12 protein-coding genes are annotated in these 15,903 nt (G+C 64.9%); 8 read left to right on the plus strand and 4 right to left on the minus strand.

All coding sequences use genetic code 11. The annotated features are described in order from the left end of the window. The first annotated feature begins 5 nt into the window (after positions 1–5). The 3 genes from P9273_RS04035 to P9273_RS04045 are packed head-to-tail and all read left to right on the plus strand — an operon-like array spanning position 6 to position 2,892. On the plus strand, positions 6–1,178 hold the full coding sequence (locus P9273_RS04035) for a glycosyltransferase (protein WP_278047727.1): 1,173 nt from the start codon (positions 6–8) through the stop codon (positions 1,176–1,178). Next, entirely contained in the window at positions 1,175–1,969 is a 795-nt protein-coding gene (locus P9273_RS04040) for a WecB/TagA/CpsF family glycosyltransferase (protein WP_041003215.1), read from the plus strand. Before P9273_RS04035 ends, P9273_RS04040 begins: the two co-directional genes overlap by 4 nt. Further along, a complete protein-coding gene (locus P9273_RS04045) occupies positions 1,966–2,892 on the plus strand; it encodes a DUF6492 family protein (protein WP_278047728.1) in 927 nt (308 codons plus the stop codon). Before P9273_RS04040 ends, P9273_RS04045 begins: the two co-directional genes overlap by 4 nt. Positions 2,893–2,895: 3 nt before the next feature. On the opposite strand, the gene P9273_RS04050 is transcribed toward P9273_RS04045, so the two are convergent. Beyond that, on the minus strand, positions 2,896–4,191 hold the full coding sequence (locus tag P9273_RS04050; RefSeq protein ID WP_278047729.1) for a lipopolysaccharide biosynthesis protein: 1,296 nt from the start codon (positions 4,189–4,191) through the stop codon (positions 2,896–2,898). Between the two features lie 199 nt (positions 4,192–4,390). Here P9273_RS04050 and P9273_RS04055 point away from each other — a divergent pair, with 199 nt between their 5' ends. The 4 genes from P9273_RS04055 to P9273_RS04070 all read left to right on the plus strand — a co-directional run bounded on the left by P9273_RS04055 (position 4,391) and on the right by P9273_RS04070 (position 10,739). Then, positions 4,391–6,853 (plus strand): GumC family protein, encoded by a 2,463-nt coding sequence (locus tag P9273_RS04055; RefSeq protein WP_278047730.1) that lies wholly within the window; start codon positions 4,391–4,393, stop codon positions 6,851–6,853. A gap of 212 nt (positions 6,854–7,065) precedes the next feature. Beyond that, positions 7,066–7,965 carry a bifunctional methylenetetrahydrofolate dehydrogenase/methenyltetrahydrofolate cyclohydrolase FolD gene (gene folD / locus P9273_RS04060; protein WP_041003220.1) on the plus strand — a complete coding sequence of 300 codons (900 nt, stop codon included), beginning with the start codon at positions 7,066–7,068 and terminating at the stop codon, positions 7,963–7,965. An 18-nt stretch (positions 7,966–7,983) separates the two neighbouring features. Beyond that, entirely contained in the window at positions 7,984–8,982 is a 999-nt protein-coding gene (locus P9273_RS04065) for a GlxA family transcriptional regulator (RefSeq protein ID WP_201413496.1), read from the plus strand. A 95-nt stretch (positions 8,983–9,077) separates the two neighbouring features. Then, on the plus strand, positions 9,078–10,739 hold the full coding sequence (locus P9273_RS04070; RefSeq protein WP_278047731.1) for a vWA domain-containing protein: 1,662 nt from the start codon (positions 9,078–9,080) through the stop codon (positions 10,737–10,739). A 67-nt stretch (positions 10,740–10,806) separates the two neighbouring features. Here P9273_RS04070 and edd read toward each other — a convergent pair whose 3' ends face one another. The 3 genes from edd to zwf all read right to left on the minus strand — a co-directional run bounded on the left by edd (position 10,807) and on the right by zwf (position 14,859). Beyond that, positions 10,807–12,630 (minus strand): phosphogluconate dehydratase, encoded by a 1,824-nt coding sequence (gene edd, locus P9273_RS04075; RefSeq protein ID WP_278047732.1) that lies wholly within the window; start codon positions 12,628–12,630, stop codon positions 10,807–10,809. 61 nt (positions 12,631–12,691) lie between these two features. Next, positions 12,692–13,408 (minus strand): 6-phosphogluconolactonase, encoded by a 717-nt coding sequence (gene pgl, locus P9273_RS04080; protein ID WP_278047733.1) that lies wholly within the window; start codon positions 13,406–13,408, stop codon positions 12,692–12,694. After that, positions 13,390–14,859, minus strand: a complete 1,470-nt coding sequence (gene zwf / locus P9273_RS04085; protein WP_278047734.1) for a glucose-6-phosphate dehydrogenase — start codon at positions 14,857–14,859, stop codon at positions 13,390–13,392. Before zwf ends, pgl begins: the two co-directional genes overlap by 19 nt. 290 nt (positions 14,860–15,149) lie before the next feature. Here zwf and P9273_RS04090 point away from each other — a divergent pair, with 290 nt between their 5' ends. Continuing rightward, entirely contained in the window at positions 15,150–15,896 is a 747-nt protein-coding gene (locus tag P9273_RS04090) for an SDR family oxidoreductase (protein WP_278047799.1), read from the plus strand. The last annotated feature ends 7 nt before the right edge of the window (positions 15,897–15,903 follow it).

Below are 15,903 nucleotides of genomic sequence, written 5' to 3' on the forward strand. Positions count from 1 at the left end.
GTGAGATGCATCTGCTGTTCGCCACATCGATCGTGCCTGATGGCGCTCTCGCCTCGGGCTACGAGATTGCCAATGCCGCCATCATCGACGCGCTGCGGCGCGCCGGCGTGCGCGTGACGGTGATCGGCTTCATCTGGCCGGGCAAGGCCCCGTCCGACCCGCAAAACACTATCGTGCTCGATGCCGTCGAAGTCCGCACCGAAAGCGCTTCGCCGCTGCAGAAGCTTGCCTGGCTGGGCAAGGCGGTTCTCTCCGGCTTTACCTTCTCCTCGGTCAAGCTGCGCGTCGTCTCCGACGCGCAAGTCCGCGCCGCCATCGAACGCGCCGGTCCCTTCGACGGCTATGTCCTGAATTCGGTGCAGTTCGCCGGCGCCTTCGAGAAGGTTCTCGCCGACCGTCCATTCGTCTTCGTCGCGCACAATGTCGAGCATCGCTCGGCCGAGGAAAACGCCGCCGCCGCGGGCAGCGCGCTTCAGCGCTGGATGTTCCGCCGCGAGGCCAGGCTCCTCAAGGTCGTTGAGGAACGCCTCTGCGGCGCCGCGCGCTTTGTCTTCACGCTGGCCGAGGAAGACCGCGCGGCACTTGGCGTCGCCTCCGACAGACGCTCGGCGGTGCTGCCGCTGGTGACCCGTGCGCAGGCGCCGACAAGCAAGGCCAAGCGGCATATCGATTGCGACGCCGCGCTGATCGGCACCTGGACCTGGCAGCCCAACCGCATCGGGCTCGACTGGTTTCTGACCAAGGTCGTGCCGCATCTGAAGCCGGATTTCCGCGTCAGGATCGCCGGCAACATGCCTGCAGGCATCAGCTCGCCGCATCCCGGCATCTCTTTCGTCGGCAGGGTTCCGGATGCGCAGGCCTTTGTGCGCGGCGCCGCCGTCATTCCCTTGATCAGCACCGCCGGCAGTGGCGTGCAGCTGAAGACCATCGAAACCTTCGAGCTCGGCCTGCCCTCCGTCGCCACCAGCCGCTCGCTGCGCGGCATCGGCTATCGTCCCGACAATTGCGTGGTGACCGACGATCCGGTCGCTTTCGCCGCCGCCCTCCAGGCGGCCGCCGCCAATGTCCGCGATGTCGATGGCAGCGCCTTCCACCGCCGCCAGCTCAAGGCGCTCGACGCCGCGATCGAGCTTGGCCTGGAGAAGCTCGGCGCCATAAGGCAGGAGGTCGCGGCATGAACATGCACACCGCGCGCGCCGCCTTCGGCTTCGACACGCTGAAGACCATTTTGGGCATTCCGGTGCTGGCCATACGCTGGGACGAGGCCATCGCTCTGCTCACAAGGCTGATCGACGAGCGCCGTTTCACCAAGGTGAGCTTCCTCAACGCCCATAACGCCAACCTCGCCTGCACCGATCCGGTCTTTGCCGAGGCGCTGGAAAATTTCCTTATCCTTCCCGATGGTGTCGGTGTCGACATCGCGGCGAAGCTGCTTTACGGCGCGCCTTTCCCCAGCAACCTCAACGGCACCGATTTCATTCCGGCCTTCCTGCAGGCTTCGTCCCATCCGCTGACGGTGGCGCTGCTCGGCACGACGCGCGCCAATGCCGAAGCCGCATGCGCGAAGCTTTCGACGCTCGCCATGCAGCACAATTTCGTCGTCATCCATGACGGCTTCTTCTCCGCCGCCGAGGAGCCGGCGATCCTCGAGCGCATCGCCAGGCTGCGGCCGGATATATTGCTAGTCGCCATGGGCGTGCCGCGCCAGGAACTATGGATCGAGCGCCACATCGACAGCCGCCATTGCACGCTGCCGGTGGCCGTCGGCGCGCTGCTCGATTTCATGAGCGGCTCGGTGCCGCGCGCCCCCCTTTGGCTGCGCCGGCTGCGGCTCGAATGGCTGTTTCGCCTGTGGATCGAACCCGGCCGCCTGTGGCGCCGCTACATCGTCGGCAACCCGCTCTTCCTGTGGCGCGTCGTCAGGCAGAAACTGTCGCTCGGCCCGCGACCGCTGGAGGCGCGCCGGTGAACAGCCGCTTCGTGCCGGACACCGCCACTGCGATAGAACCGCTGCCGCGCGCTCCCCTGGCCGCGATCGTCACCGCGAGCTACGCACGCGACTTCGAGCGGTGCCGGCTCTTGTGCGAAACTGTCGACCGCCACGTCACCGGCATGGCGCATCATTACATCCTTACCGAACATCGCGATGTCGCGCTGTTTCGCCAGCTCGAAGGCAGCCGCCGCAGCGTCGTCGACGAGCGGGATCTGTTGCCGCGCTGGCTGCGCGTGTTCGACGACCCGCTGAGCGGCTTCCGCCGCCGCGTCTGGCTGAGCCTCAGAACGCAGCCGCTGCGCGGCTGGCATGTGCAGCAGCTGCGCCGCATCGCGATTGCCGGGCAGGCAAAGGAAGACGTGCTCGTCTTCTGCGATTCCGACGTCGCCTTCCTGAAACCGTTTGATACCGGCGCCTTCTGGCGCGACGGCAAGGTGCGGCTGTTCCGGCGCGACGGCGTGCTGTCGAACGACGGGCATGACGAGCATCGCATCTGGTCGCGCAATGCCGGCGCAGCACTCGGCATCGGTCCTGCCAATCGATCGAGCCACGACTACATCTCGACGCTGATCGCCTGGCGCCGCGAGACAGTCAACGCAATGTGCGGGCGCATCGAAAAGATGCACGGCCGCGACTGGGTCGGCGTCGTCGGTTCGGCGCGCCAGTTCTCCGAATGCATGATCTATGGCCGCTATGTCGACGACGTGCTTGAGGGCGCCGGCCATTTCCACGGTTCGGAGGAGTTCTGCCGCGTCCATTGGAACGGCGAGCCGCTCTCGGATGACGAGTTCCGCCGCTTCGTCGACACCATGGCGCCGGAACAGGTGGCGATCGGCATGCAGTCCTTCATCGGCACGGATATCGGCCGCATCCGCCGTCTGATCGGGCTTTTTGCGTAAGACTCAGATGGCTTTTGCCGGCCGGCGCATGGCCGAATAGGTCAAAAGCATCGAGGCGAGATAGAGCAGCAGGAAGACGATGTTGAGCGACAGCACCAGATTGGCCGTGTCAGGGATCGTCGTTAGCACATAGGTGAGCAGAACCGCTTTCAATCCGGCAAGCAGGCCAAGATTGATTGCCCTGACCGCCGTCTGGCCGCGCGCGAAGAGAAGCTCGGCCTGATATTCGACGAGGTTGCGCAATCCTGGCACGCAGACCGCGAGCGCCACCAGCGGTGCCGCCTCTGCGACATTCTTGCCGAGCGCGTTAGGGAAGAAATGCAGCACGATGCCGAGCGCCATCAGCGCCAGCGTCGAAACCAGGAACACGCCGCCTTCGATGCCGCTCTTGACCGCCAGCCGCGACAGAAGCTCCGGCGCACGCATCATGCGCTGCACCAGCATCATCGAGAAGGTGCGGATCGGGATCGCGGTCAGATCGACCAGCCGCATGATGATCGCATAGATGCCGGCGAGATGCGATCCGCCGATCGACAGCACCAGAAGCTTGTCGAACTCCATCTGCAGGTAGAACAGCACCTCGGACCCGGCAACATAGATGGAATCGGCGAGCCGCCGGAAATAGAGCTCTCTGCGCAACCTCAACCGCTGGCGCGGATAGAAGAAAACGAAGGCGACGATCAGCGAGGCGGCATTGGCGCCGATATAGAACAGCGACCAGACGCCGATCGTGTGCCGCGCGGCGAGCATGAACAGGATCGCGCCGACTGCCCTGAGCGCCGTCGCCAGGATCGCGAGCACGGCCGCGCGCCCGAACTTGCCGAGCCCGTTGTTGACGATCAGCGCCACTTCGACCGGCCGCCACAGAAGCGCCTCGGCGAAGACGACCGCGGCGAAGGACGACAGCGGCACGGTGCCGGCAAAGAAGATCAGGTAGACGATGTAGGAAGCGCTAGCGAGGAACGGCAGCGACAACACGCTGAGAAGCAGGAAACCGGCAGTGAAGGTGCCGATCAGGTTGGGACGGATCGTGGCGGTGCGGTAAAGCGCCGAGATGAAGCCGAAGGCCAGGACGCGCGACAGCATGATGCCGGCGGCCGAGGCGGTCGCGAACATGCCAAACTCGGCGATCGAAAGCGTGTTGGCCAAGGCGACGAAATAGGCGAGCGAAAAGACCAGACGACCGCCGGCGCCGCTGATGGCCGAGAGATAGTCGAATACCAGTTTCCGGCGGGTGGCCACGAAGTGGCCGATCCGCGCGAAGCTCCGCGTTTGCGGCATGTCGCTGGCCTGGGTCATATCCGGGGCGATAGATAGGCTGGAAAGTTTAACGCGGCGTTCTGGCGACGGCGCGGTGGCGATGAAATGCCCTGAACTAGGTGAAAAACTCCACCCGCCGCGGCGCAAAATTAACCGTTTGTTTCCTATGCCTGTTTAGCGTGGCTTAACGATTGGCCGATCCGCCGCGCCCAAGCCGCCAGAGAGTAGTTCCAGGACAATGGTCGACAGGGATAACCGTGATGACTGGAGGCGCGAGCGTTCTCTGCTCGCGCTCGGCCAAGCCATGCGCGGCGACGACAACACAGTTTCGATCGGCGACCGGGCTAATTCCTCCTGGCGCGAGGACGCCGCCGCGCGCCATCGCGCCGCGCGTTCCGAGCGCGAAGCGAAATTGAATGCACGGCCTGCCGAAACCGGCGAATTTGACCGGGATCAGGTGCAAGCGGAATCGGGGCCGGTCGACACCGAATATGACCGGCAAGGAAGAAATCGGTCCGATTCATCCGGGCCGCTCTATGAAGCTCCATTGGAGAGCCATCAGCCGCAAGCCGCTGCCGAACCTCATACGCGCCGGTCGCCAGCCGGCGACGATACCGAGGAATGGAAACCGCTGATCGATCCGATGCAGGTCGTGCACGGCATCACGCGATCCAAGGCGCTGATCCTGTCGACGACCATCCTTGGCGCCGCGCTCGGTGTCGCCATCGCCTTGTCGACGCCGAAGAAGTATGAGGCCACCACCGACGTCATCGTCGACCCGCGCGATCTCAAGCTCACCGACCGCGACCTGACGCAGAACGTGGTCGCCTCGGATGCGACGCTGGCCATCGTCGAGAACCAGGTTCGCATCCTGACTTCGGGTACCGTTCTCAACAAGGTCGTCAGCGATCTCAATCTCACCAACGATCCCGAGTTCAACGGCCAGGGCAAGGGCGGCTTTGGCCTGATGTCGATGCTGCGCTCGATCCTGTCACGGCAGGATGCGGGCGCCGCTGACGAAGCGCGCAAGCGCGCGCTGGCGGTGAGCAACCTGTATGAAAGCCTGGATGTCGAGCGCGGCGGCAAGACCTTCGTGGTCTCGGTCAGCGCCACCACGCAGAACGCCGAGAAATCCGCCCTGATCGCCAACACCATGGTCAAGGCGTTCAAGCAGATCTCCAGCGAGATCCAGTCGAGCACGGCGGGCCGCGCCAATGACGAGCTCACCGCTAGGCTCGACGAACTGCGCAAGGGTGTCGAGACGGCCGAGCGCGCCGTCGAGGATTTCAGGGCGACGCACGACCTTGTCGACGCGCAGGGCCACCTGATCAGCGACGACCAGATGCTGAAGCTCAACGAGCAGCTTTCTGTCGCCCGCGCCCGCACGCTCGAGCTCAATGCGCGCGCCGCCTCGGCCCGCTCGCTGAACGTCAATTCGGTGCTCAGCGGCACGTTGCCGGAAGAGATAAACTCCAACATGATGAGCGAGCTGCGCTCGCAATATGCGGCGTTGAAGCAAGAAGCCGACCGTGCCCAGGTCAAGCTCGGGCCGCGTCATCCAGAGATCGAGGCGCTCAACGCCCAGCTCGTCGGCGCGCGCGAGCGGATCGGCGCCGAGCTGCAGCGTATCGCGTCCTCGCTGCAGGTCGACCTGAAGCGCTCCGTCCAGCTCGAGCAAGACCTGTCCTCGCGCCTGGCGCAGGCCAAGGTGCAGAGCGGCGACGTCAACAACGATCTGGTCTCGCTGCGCGAGCTGGAGCGCGAGGCGGCCGCCAAGCGTTCCGTCTATGAGCAGTTCCTGCTGCGCGCCAAGGAAACCGGCGAGCAGAAGGACATCAACACCGCCAATATCAGCGTCATTTCGGAGGCCTATGCGCCGCTGCAGGCCAAGGGGCCGTCGCGTGCGGTGACGGCCTTGGCGGGCCTGTTTGCCGGCCTGTTCGCCGGCATCGGCCTCGGCGGACTTCGCGGCGCCTATGCAAGCTTGCGCGAGACGGCCGATAGCCGTTCGCGGCACAGGGCCGATGAACGTTCCAGGGTGGAAAGCAATTCCAATCGGGCCGCTCCGCCTCCGGCGCCGCCGGTCGTTACGCCGCCGACGGTCGCGCCTGCCGCTCCGGCGCCGACCTCGTCCTTCGCGCCACCGCCTCCGGCTCCGTCATTCACACCGCCTACAGCGGCGTCTTTTGCGCCGCCGCCTGCCTCACCTGCGGCTCGTACGCCGGTCGCGGAGGCGGCGCCGGGCCCGGCGCAATCCGTCACGCCGCCGGTGCCGGCCAATGACGCAGGCCGTCCGGGGCTCTTCGGCTCGCTGGCCTCGGCGGTTCGTTATTTCGTGCGCCGCGAGCCGGCCGACACGGTGGATCTGGACTCTGTCCCGCCCGAGAACGTCTGGCGCGCGCCTACATTGGAAGAGCGCTATCCTGGAGCTCAACCATCGGCGCGGGAGAATGTCCGGCCGCCTTACGAGCAGGGCTATTCCTATTCTTACCGGCCGGATCATGGCCCGACCGATCCCTATGAGGATCATTATTCGGTATCGCCTGCCTCCCACGATCTGCAGTCGCCGGCCGGCGGCGAGGCCGGCCGGCCAACCGCCGACCAGCAGGGCGAGATCGACGAGATCCGCGCCAGCCTGCGCGAATTCCGTGAGGCGGTGCGCGAGCTGACCGAGAGCCGTGCGCGCCGCCGTTATTTCTAAACCGCCCATATTTCTAAACGGCTCGCGGTCCGATAAAAGCGGCCGGTTTCGGGTTTACGGCATCCGACGACGCTTTGACGGGATTGCCTTGTCGAATTTTCGTGAAAATGCCGCGCTGCATTTCGGCCGCAAGCGTCTCGCTCTGGTGGATCGACATGCCGATCGAGGAATGAGGCCAGGCATCGGCCTCGTAGCGAAGCTGAGGGTTGGTGATGGCCGAAGTGATTGATGGGAAGAGTGTCGCCGAGGATGTGGTTTCGAAGGTCAAGGCTCTGACCGCGGAGCTGTCGGCCAAGGGAGCCACCAAGCCCGGCCTTGCCGTGGTGATCGTCGGCGAAGACCCGGCAAGCCAGGTCTATGTCGCCTCGAAATCGCGCACCGCCAAGGAATGCGGCTTCCATTCGCTCCAGCATACGCTGCCGGCCGACACCACCGAGGAACAGTTACTGAAGATCATCGGCGATCTCAACGCCGACAAATCGATCCACGGCATCCTCGTGCAACTGCCGCTTCCCGGCCATATCGACGCCGGCAAAGTGATCCAGACGATCGCACCGGAGAAGGATGTCGACGGCTTCCACTTCATCAATGTCGGCAAGCTTGGCACCGGCGAGCTCGAAACGGCCTTTGTGCCCTGCACGCCGGCGGGCTCCATGCTTTTGATCGAACGGGTGCGCGGCAAGGACCTGTCCGGCCTCAACGCCGTCGTCGTCGGCCGCTCCAACATCGTCGGTAAGCCGATGGCCAATCTCTTGCTCGCCGCCAACTGCACGGTGACCATTGCCCACAGCCGCACCAGGGACCTGCCGGCGCTTGCCCGCACTGCCGACATCCTGGTCGCCGCCGTCGGCCGACCGGAAATGGTCAAGGGCGATTGGGTGAAGCCCGGCGCGACCGTGATCGATGTCGGCATCAACCGCATCCCGGCGCCTGAGAAGGGCGAGGGCAAGAGCCGGCTGGTCGGCGACGTCGCCTATGCGGAGGCGGCCAAGGTCGCGGGTGCCATCACCCCGGTGCCCGGCGGTGTCGGGCCGATGACCATTGCCATGCTGATGGCGAACACTGTAGCTTCCGCCTACCTCGCGGCCGGGTTGAAGCGGCCGTCCTTCTGATTTGAGAAAGCCCTGGCATTGCCGAACCTGACTGCCTCCGTCGAGCGGCCGATCACGAACGATCCCGTTCAGGGCGGCCGCCAGTTCGGCTTCCTGCTCGTCGACAAATTCTCGATGTTCTCGCTGGCGGCGGCCATCGACTGCTTCCGCTCGGCCAACCGCCTGCTCGGCCGCGACTTCTACGGCTGGACGACGATTTCGGCCGATGGCGACGCGGTCATGGCCTCCAACGGTCTGCCATTGAAGATAGACTATTCGGTCGCCGACATGCCGCCCGTCGACATCCTGTTCGTCTCGGTCGGCCTTACCACGGAATTTCCCGGCAAGAGCAAGGTGCTGGCGGCGCTGCGCAGCTGGGGCCGGCGCGGCAATGCGCTGGGCGCATTGTCGGTCGGCTCCTATCTTCTGGCCGAGGCCGGGCAGCTCGACGGCTACCGCTGCACCATCCATTGGGAGAACCGCGCCGGCTTCATGGAGCGTTTTCCCGACATCAACTGCACCGGCAATGTCTTCGAGATCGACCGCAAACGCTACACCTGCGCCGGCGGCACCACCTCGATCGACCTGATGCTGGAGATCGTGCGTGGCGATTTCGGCTCCAACCTCGCCAACGGCGTCGCCAACCAGTTCCAGCACGAGCGCATCCGCTCGGCAGGAGACCGCCAGCGCGTCGGACCGGAGCGCGATCTCACCGGCAAGTCGGAGAAGCTGAGGCGTATCGTCGAATTGATGGCCGATCATCTCGACGAGCCGCTGTCGGCCGTGCAGCTCGCCAAGTCGGCGGGCCTGTCGGTGCGCCAGGTCGAGCGCCTGTTCCTGCGTCACCTCAGCGTGACGCCCGGCCGCTATTATATGCGGCTGAGGCTCGAACGCGCGCGCGAACTGCTGCGCCAGACCAATATGCCGATCCTCGACGTGGCGATCGCAACCGGTTTCACCTCGCATTCCTATTTCGCCCAGAGCTACCGACTGCAGTTCGGCCGTCCCCCATCGGAAGAGCGCCGCACCACCTATTAGAGCGTCCCGCCTTTCATCCGCGGCCGGGGTTGTTTCCAGGACCCGCCTCAAATAGCTTTCACAGCGCGGACGAGGGTTGCTCTCAGGAGATTTTCATGGCGGGACTGATACGGAGCGCCGCTGCGGCGGTCCTTCTTTTGTCGATGACCAGTTTCGGCTTTGCCGCCAACAAGGTCATCATCATCCTCGACGCATCGGGCTCGATGTGGGCGCAGATCGACGGCAAGCCGAAGTTGGAGATCGCGCGTGAATCGCTGCGCACGGTGCTGCAGTCGGTGCCGGCCGATGACGAGATCGGCTTCATGGCCTACGGCCATCGCACCAAGGGCAGCTGCGACGATATCGAGTTGATCGTGCCGCCGCAGGCCGGCTCCGCCAGCGCCATTTCGGCAGCGGCCGACAGCATGAAATTCCTCGGCAAGACGCCGCTCACCGCCGCCGTCAAGCAGGCCGCCCAGGCGCTCAAATACACCGAGGACAAGGCAACCGTGGTGCTGATCACTGACGGGCTGGAGACCTGCGGCGGCGATCCCTGCGCGCTCGGCAAGGAGCTGAAGCAAACCGGCGTCGATTTCAGAGCCGATGTCGTCGGCTTCGGCCTGAGCGCCGACGAGGGCAGACAGATCGCCTGCCTCGCCGAAAACACCGGCGGCAAATACATCCAGGCCTCCGACGAGAAGGCGCTGCAGGAAGCTCTGGCCGAGACCGTGGCGGCTCCAGTTCCTGCGCCCGAGCCCGCTCCGGCCCCAGCGCCGGCGCCTGAACCCGCCGCCAAGCCCGAATTCAATTTCATGCCGAGCGTGGTTATGGCCGAGGGTGATCCAGAAATCTCCGATAACAGCAATGCCTGGGAGATCTACAAGGCCGCCGCCGACGGCACGCGCGGCGACCAGGTCATAACCGAGTATGGCGAGCTCAAGACCAACCTCGAGCCGGGCGACTATGTTATCGTCGCCCGAGACGACGAGGCAAAGAGCGAGCAGAAGGTCAAGATAGAGGCCGGTCAGGTTTATAGGCCGCTGTTCACGCTGAACGCCGGCACCCTGGTCATTCACCCGCATGCGAGTCAGGGCTCGGAGATCAGCAGCGAGGCGCGCGTCGACTTCGCCTATCCGGGCGGCAGCACCACGCATTATGGCGACGCCAAAGCCACCCTGCCGGCGGGCGAGCAGAAGGTCACGGTGCAGATCGGCGCCGGCACCGTGACCGAAACCATCCAGCTTGCCGCCGGACAAACTGTCGAGAAAGATATCGTCGTCGGCGTCGGCCATGCCGTGCTCAACGCCTACTACACCGCAGGCGGCGACAAGGCCGACAATTCCGGCATCGGCTTCGAGATCGTCAAGGCGAAGAAGAAGATCGACGGCTCGCGCGAAAGCGTCGAGCACTCCTACGGACCGGACAGCAAGTTCTGGCTGCCGCCGGACGACTATGTGGCGCTCACGAAGCTCGATCTCGCCGTAGTCGAGCAGCCCTTCAGCATCAAGGCCGGCGACAACCAGAATGTTAATGTGGCTCTCGATGCCGGCGTACTGGCAATGTCTGCACCTGGCGCGTATTCGATCGAGGTGTTCTCGTCAAAGAAGGACATCGAAGGCAAACGCAAGTCGTTGGGCTTAAGCTATGGCGACAGCTGGCAGCAGACGATTCCGGCCGGCGACTATGTCGTCGTGCGCCACATGTCGGCTGAGGGCCAGGAGAAGGAAGTCCCGGTGACGATCAAGGCCGGTGAGCGGAGCGAGATAACCGTTCAGTAGGCCTTGGCAGCCCTGCAGGCGAAGAGGGCGGCGCCGAGCCGCCCTTTTTTGTAAAGCATGGGGGAGATCAGGCGTTTCCGAACGCCGCCGCCCCATGGTCGGCGCGGCCGACCAACTGCCGGAAGCCGGCGAACAGCTCTCGGCCGAAGCCGAACTCGTTGCCGATGAGGTCGGCGTCCGCCGTGCGGCGCAGCGCGAATTCCGTTCCCGGCACCAGCACTTCGAGCGTGCCGGCCTCGGCATCGAGCCGGATGATGTCGCCGTCATGGATCCTGGCGATCGGCCCGTCCTCGACCGCTTCCGGCGTCACGTGGATCGCCGCCGGCACCTTGCCGGAGGCGCCCGACATGCGCCCGTCGGTCACCAGCGCGACGCGCTGGCCGCGATCCTGCAGGATGCCGAGCACGGTGGTGAGCTTGTGCAGCTCCGGCATGCCGTTGGCCTTCGGCCCCTGGAAGCGGATGACCGCGACGAAGTCGCCGGTAAGCTGGCCTGCCTTGAAGGCATCGTTCAGCGCCTGCTGGCTGTCGAACACCTTTGCCGGCGCCTCGATGACGCGGCGTTCCGGTTTGACGGCGGAGGTCTTGATGACGGCGTGACCGAGATTGCCGCCGAGCACTTTCAGCCCGCCTGTCGGCTGGAACGCTTTCTTGACCGGTGCCAGCACCTTCTCGTCGCCGCTATTAAGAGGCGCCGCTTCGCGCACCACGCTGCCGTCCTCGCCAAGCCTCGCCTCGACCGCGTAGGGCCGCAGGCCTTCGCCCCACACCGTCTGCACATCCTCGTGCAAGAGGCCTTCGTCGAGCAGCTCGCGGATCAGGAAGCCGAGCCCGCCGGCGGCATGGAAATGGTTCACGTCCGCAAGCCCGTTCGGATAGACGCGCGCGAGCAACGGCACGGCCTCCGACAGGTCGGAAATGTCCTGCCAGGTCAATGCGATGCCCGCGGCGGCGGCCATGGCGATCAGGTGGATCGTATGATTGGTCGAGCCGCCCGTGGCGTGCAGGCCGACCACGCCGTTGACGATGGAACGCTCGTCGATCATGCGCCCGACCGGCGTATAGGCATTGCCGAGCGCGGTGATCGCCAGCGCGCGCTTGGCGGCTTCCCTGGTCAGCGCTTCGCGCAGCGGCGTGCCCGGATTGACGAAGGAGGCGCCGGGCGTATGCAGGCCCATGATCTCCATCAGCATCTGGTTGGAATTGGCGGTGCCGTAGAAGGTGCAGGTGCCCGGCCCGTGATAGGACTTGGACTCCGCTTCCAGCAGTTCGGCGCGGCCGACCTTGCCTTCGGCATAAAGCTGGCGGACCTTGGCCTTCTCGTCGTTCGCGAGCCCGGATGTCATCGGTCCTGCGGGGATGAAGACGGCCGGCAGATGGCCGAAGGTGAGTGCGGCGATCACCAGTCCGGGCACGATCTTGTCGCACACGCCGAGGAAGACGGCCGCGTCGAACATGTTATGCGACAGGCCGATCGCCGCCGCCATCGCGATCACATCGCGCGAGAACAGCGACAGCTCCATGCCGGGCTGCCCTTGGGTGACGCCGTCGCACATCGCCGGCACGCCGCCGGCCACCTGGGCGATGCCGCCGGCCTCGTGCGCGGCTTCCTTGATCAGCGCCGGGAACGTCTCGAAGGGCTGATGCGCCGACAGCATGTCGTTGTAGGAGGTGATGATGCCGAGATTCGGCACGCGGTCGCCGCCAAGCGCGATCTTTTCCGACGGGCTGCACACGGCAAAGCCATGGGCGAGATTGCCGCAGCCCAGCACGGCGCGGTTGGCGGTGCGGCTGGAAGCCTCCGCGATGCGGCCGAGATAGGCTTCGCGGCCGGCTTTCGAACGGTGGCGGATGCGTTCCGTGATGGCTTCGATATCGCGTCTGGCTGTCATGGTCCGTCCTTTCGAGCCCGGCGACGTCCTCCCTCTGCCACCGGACTGTCCTCATCTGAAATCAGGGTGCCCAGAACACCTCTATCGGTCGCGGCGCCGCCTCGAGCACTCTGCGGATTGGCTTCTTCGCGCCGGGACCGGTCGCGCCGTTGAACGCGGCGCGCTTGTCCTCGCCTTCAATATGGAGCGCGATGAAGCCGGCAGCGACGATGCGCGTCATCGACAGGGTGAGCCGCGGCTCACCGCCGCTTGCCGCGTGCACCGGCAGCACGATCCGCTGCGAGGCCGGGTCAAGCAATTCCTCGAGATTGCCGGCATCGGGGAAGAACGACGCCGTATGGCCGTCGCCGCCCATGCCGAGGATCACCACGTCGAGCGGCCAGGGCAGCGATCTGAGCGCTTCGCTGTCCGCCGCGGCTGCGTCCTCGATGCTTGCCGCCTCATGATAGAGCGGCACGAAGCGCGCCGTCGCGGCCTTGTTCTGGAGCAGGTTCGCCGCCACCAGTCCGGCATTGGACCGCGGCGAGGACGGCGGCACGAAACGCTCGTCGACCAGCGTCACGGTGACCTTGTCCCAGGCGATCGGCGTGGTCGACAGCACCGCGAACAGTATCGCCGGCGTGGTGCCGCCGGACACCGCGAGCAGCGCGGTGCCGCGTTCCGCGATGGCACCGGTCAACCGGTCTGCGATCTCACTGGCAAGCGCTGTCGCCAGGTCCTGGCGGTCGGCAAAGCCGTTCCATCCGTAGCGGAGTTCGCTCAATTGCTCTCGTGCCATGTCCGTCCGTCGCGTTCGATAAGAGCGATCGAGGCCGACGGCCCCCACGTTCCGGCCGTATAGCCTTGCGCCTCCTGCCTGGCGCTCTCCCAGGCATTCTGGATCGGGTCGATCCATTTCCAGGCCGCCTCGACTTCGTCGCGGCGCATGAACAGCGTCTGGTTGCCGCGCACCACATCCATGATCAGCCGCTCATAGGCATCGGGCGCGCGCCCGTCGAAAGACTGCGCGAAGCTCATGTCGAGCGAGATCTGGCGCAGCCGCATGCCGCCCGGCCCCGGATCCTTGATCATGATGAACTGCTTGACGCCTTCGTCGGGCTGCAGCCGGATCACCAGCTGATTGGCGAAGATCGGCCCGGCGCCTTCGTCGAAGATTGAAAAGGGGATCGGCTTGAACTCGATAACGATCTCCGAAACCCGGCTCGCCAGCCTTTTGCCGGTCCGGAGATAGAACGGAACGCCGGCCCAGCGCCAGTTGCCGATCTCGGCCTTTATGGCGACGAAGGTTTCGGTGGCGCTGTCCTTGCCGAGTTCCTCGACATAGCCCTTGACCGGGCCGCCCGCCGAGGCGCCGGCGCGATACTGGCCGCGCACCGTGTGCTTGGGCGCCTCGTTGCCGTTGATGCGCTTCAGCGCCCTGAGCACCTTCAGCTTCTCGTCGCGCACGGCGTCGGCGTCCATCGAGGACGGCGTTTCCATGGCCACGAGGCAAAGAAGCTGCAGCATATGGTTCTGCACCATGTCTCGCAGCGCGCCCGCCTTGTCGTAATAGGTGACGCGGTCTTCTAGGCCGACGGTCTCCGCGACAGTGATCTGCACATGGTCGATATGGGCGGAGTTCCACAGCGGCTCATAGAGCGCGTTGGCAAAGCGCAGCGCCATCAGGTTCTGCACCGTTTCCTTGCCGAGGTAATGGTCGATGCGGAAGATCTGGCCCTCGTGAAAATCGTCGCCCACCGCGTCGTTCAGCGCGCGCGCCGAGGCCAGGTCGCGGCCGATCGGCTTTTCCAGCACGATGCGCGAGTTCGGCGTGATCAGCTTGTGCTCCTTAAGCTGATGCGAAATATCGCCGAACAGCGCCGGCGCCACCGCGAGATAGAAGGCGCGGATGCAATCGCTCTCGCCGATCGCCTTCTTCAGCTTGTCGAAACCTGCTCCGCTGGTGGCGTCAGCCGGGATGTAAGAAAGCCTGGCGAGGAAGGTTTCCAGTTCCTTCTGGTCGATATCGGCCGGCTTGACATGGGACGAAATCGCCTGCTTGGCGAAAGCCTGGAATTCAGCGTCGCTCATCTTGGCGCGCGAGGTGCCGATGATGCGCGTCGGTTCGGAGAACTGATGGTCACGCTGGCGATAATAGAGCGAAGGCAGGAGCTTGCGTTCCGACAGGTCGCCGGTGCCGCCGAAGATGATGAAGTCGAAGGGATCGACAGGGATGATCTGGCTGGTCATGGTCAGTCCGATTTGATGCCGGATGCCGGCAGCGTGGTTGGTATATTCTAATCGATTTAAATTTTCCAGTGCCATGGTGTCACAGGCAGGACCAATCACTTGCTGTTGCATCGGTCCACCTGTTTCCCGACACTTGCGCCGCCGACAGGCCTGTCGGTAAAGCCACGGCTTCCGGCAACGTTCGCGGCCGCACCATAGAACGCGAATGTGACGAAAGCTAAGGGAGAATATCGCTGCGGGGCGGCAGCCGGAAAAGCAAGAACTGCGGAAATCCAATGGACGGGAAAACCATGCGTCTGGAAAACAAGGTCGCCATCATCACCGGTGCCGCGTCGGGTTTCGGGGAGGGCATGGCCCGGCGCTTCGCCGAAGAGGGCGCGCGCGTGGTCGTCGCCGACCTTAACGCCAAGGGCGCCGAGCGGGTGGCCGAAGAGATCGGTCCCAACGCGATCTGGACCCAGACCGATGTGTCCCAGCGCTCTGAATTCGACGAGATGATCGATGCCGCCAAGAGCGCCTTCGGCCGCATCGACATCATGGTCAACAATGCGGGTTTCACCCATCGCAACGGCGATCTGCTCGGCGTCGACGAGGAGACCTTCGACCTGATCACCGCCGTCAACATGAAGGCGATTTACCACGCAGCGCTGGCCGTCGTTCCGATCATGGACCGGCAGGGCGGCGGCGTCATCCTGACCACGGCCTCGACGGCGGGGCTTCGGCCCAGGCCGGGCCTGACCTGGTACAACGCCTCCAAGGGCTGGGCGATCACCGCCACCAAGTCGATGGCGGTCGAGCTCGCGCCGAAGAACATCCGCGTCAACTGCCTGTGCCCGGTCGCCGGCGAGACAGGCATGCTGGAGAAATTCATGGGCGCGGACACGCCTGAAATTCGTGAAAGATTCCGCGCCTCGATCCCGCTCGGCCGGCTTTCGACACCCCTCGACATCGCCAACGCGGCGCTGTGGCTCGCCTCGGACGAAGCTGCCTTCATCACCGGCGTGGCGCTGGAGGTCGATGGCGGTCGCTGCGTCTAGGTAACGG

The sequence above is a fragment of the Mesorhizobium sp. WSM4935 genome (genome assembly GCF_029625735.1).
Taxonomy (GTDB): Bacteria; Pseudomonadota; Alphaproteobacteria; order Rhizobiales; family Rhizobiaceae; genus Mesorhizobium.

Excerpts from the sequence above, each read along its gene's own strand:
- P9273_RS04035 (WP_278047727.1), top strand. The coding sequence starts at position 6 with ATGCATCTGCTGTTCGCCACATCGATCGTGCCTGATGGCGCTCTCGCC.
- P9273_RS04040 (WP_041003215.1), top strand. The coding sequence starts at position 1,175 with ATGAACATGCACACCGCGCGCGCCGCCTTCGGCTTCGACACGCTGAAG.
- P9273_RS04050 (WP_278047729.1), bottom strand. The coding sequence starts at position 4,191 with ATGACCCAGGCCAGCGACATGCCGCAAACGCGGAGCTTCGCGCGGATC.
- P9273_RS04055 (WP_278047730.1), top strand. The coding sequence starts at position 4,391 with ATGGTCGACAGGGATAACCGTGATGACTGGAGGCGCGAGCGTTCTCTG.
- folD (WP_041003220.1), top strand. The coding sequence starts at position 7,066 with ATGGCCGAAGTGATTGATGGGAAGAGTGTCGCCGAGGATGTGGTTTCG.
- P9273_RS04070 (WP_278047731.1), top strand. The coding sequence starts at position 9,078 with ATGGCGGGACTGATACGGAGCGCCGCTGCGGCGGTCCTTCTTTTGTCG.
- edd (WP_278047732.1), bottom strand. The coding sequence starts at position 12,630 with ATGACAGCCAGACGCGATATCGAAGCCATCACGGAACGCATCCGCCAC.
- pgl (WP_278047733.1), bottom strand. The coding sequence starts at position 13,408 with ATGGCACGAGAGCAATTGAGCGAACTCCGCTACGGATGGAACGGCTTT.
- zwf (WP_278047734.1), bottom strand. The coding sequence starts at position 14,859 with ATGACCAGCCAGATCATCCCTGTCGATCCCTTCGACTTCATCATCTTC.
- P9273_RS04090 (WP_278047799.1), top strand. The coding sequence starts at position 15,150 with ATGCGTCTGGAAAACAAGGTCGCCATCATCACCGGTGCCGCGTCGGGT.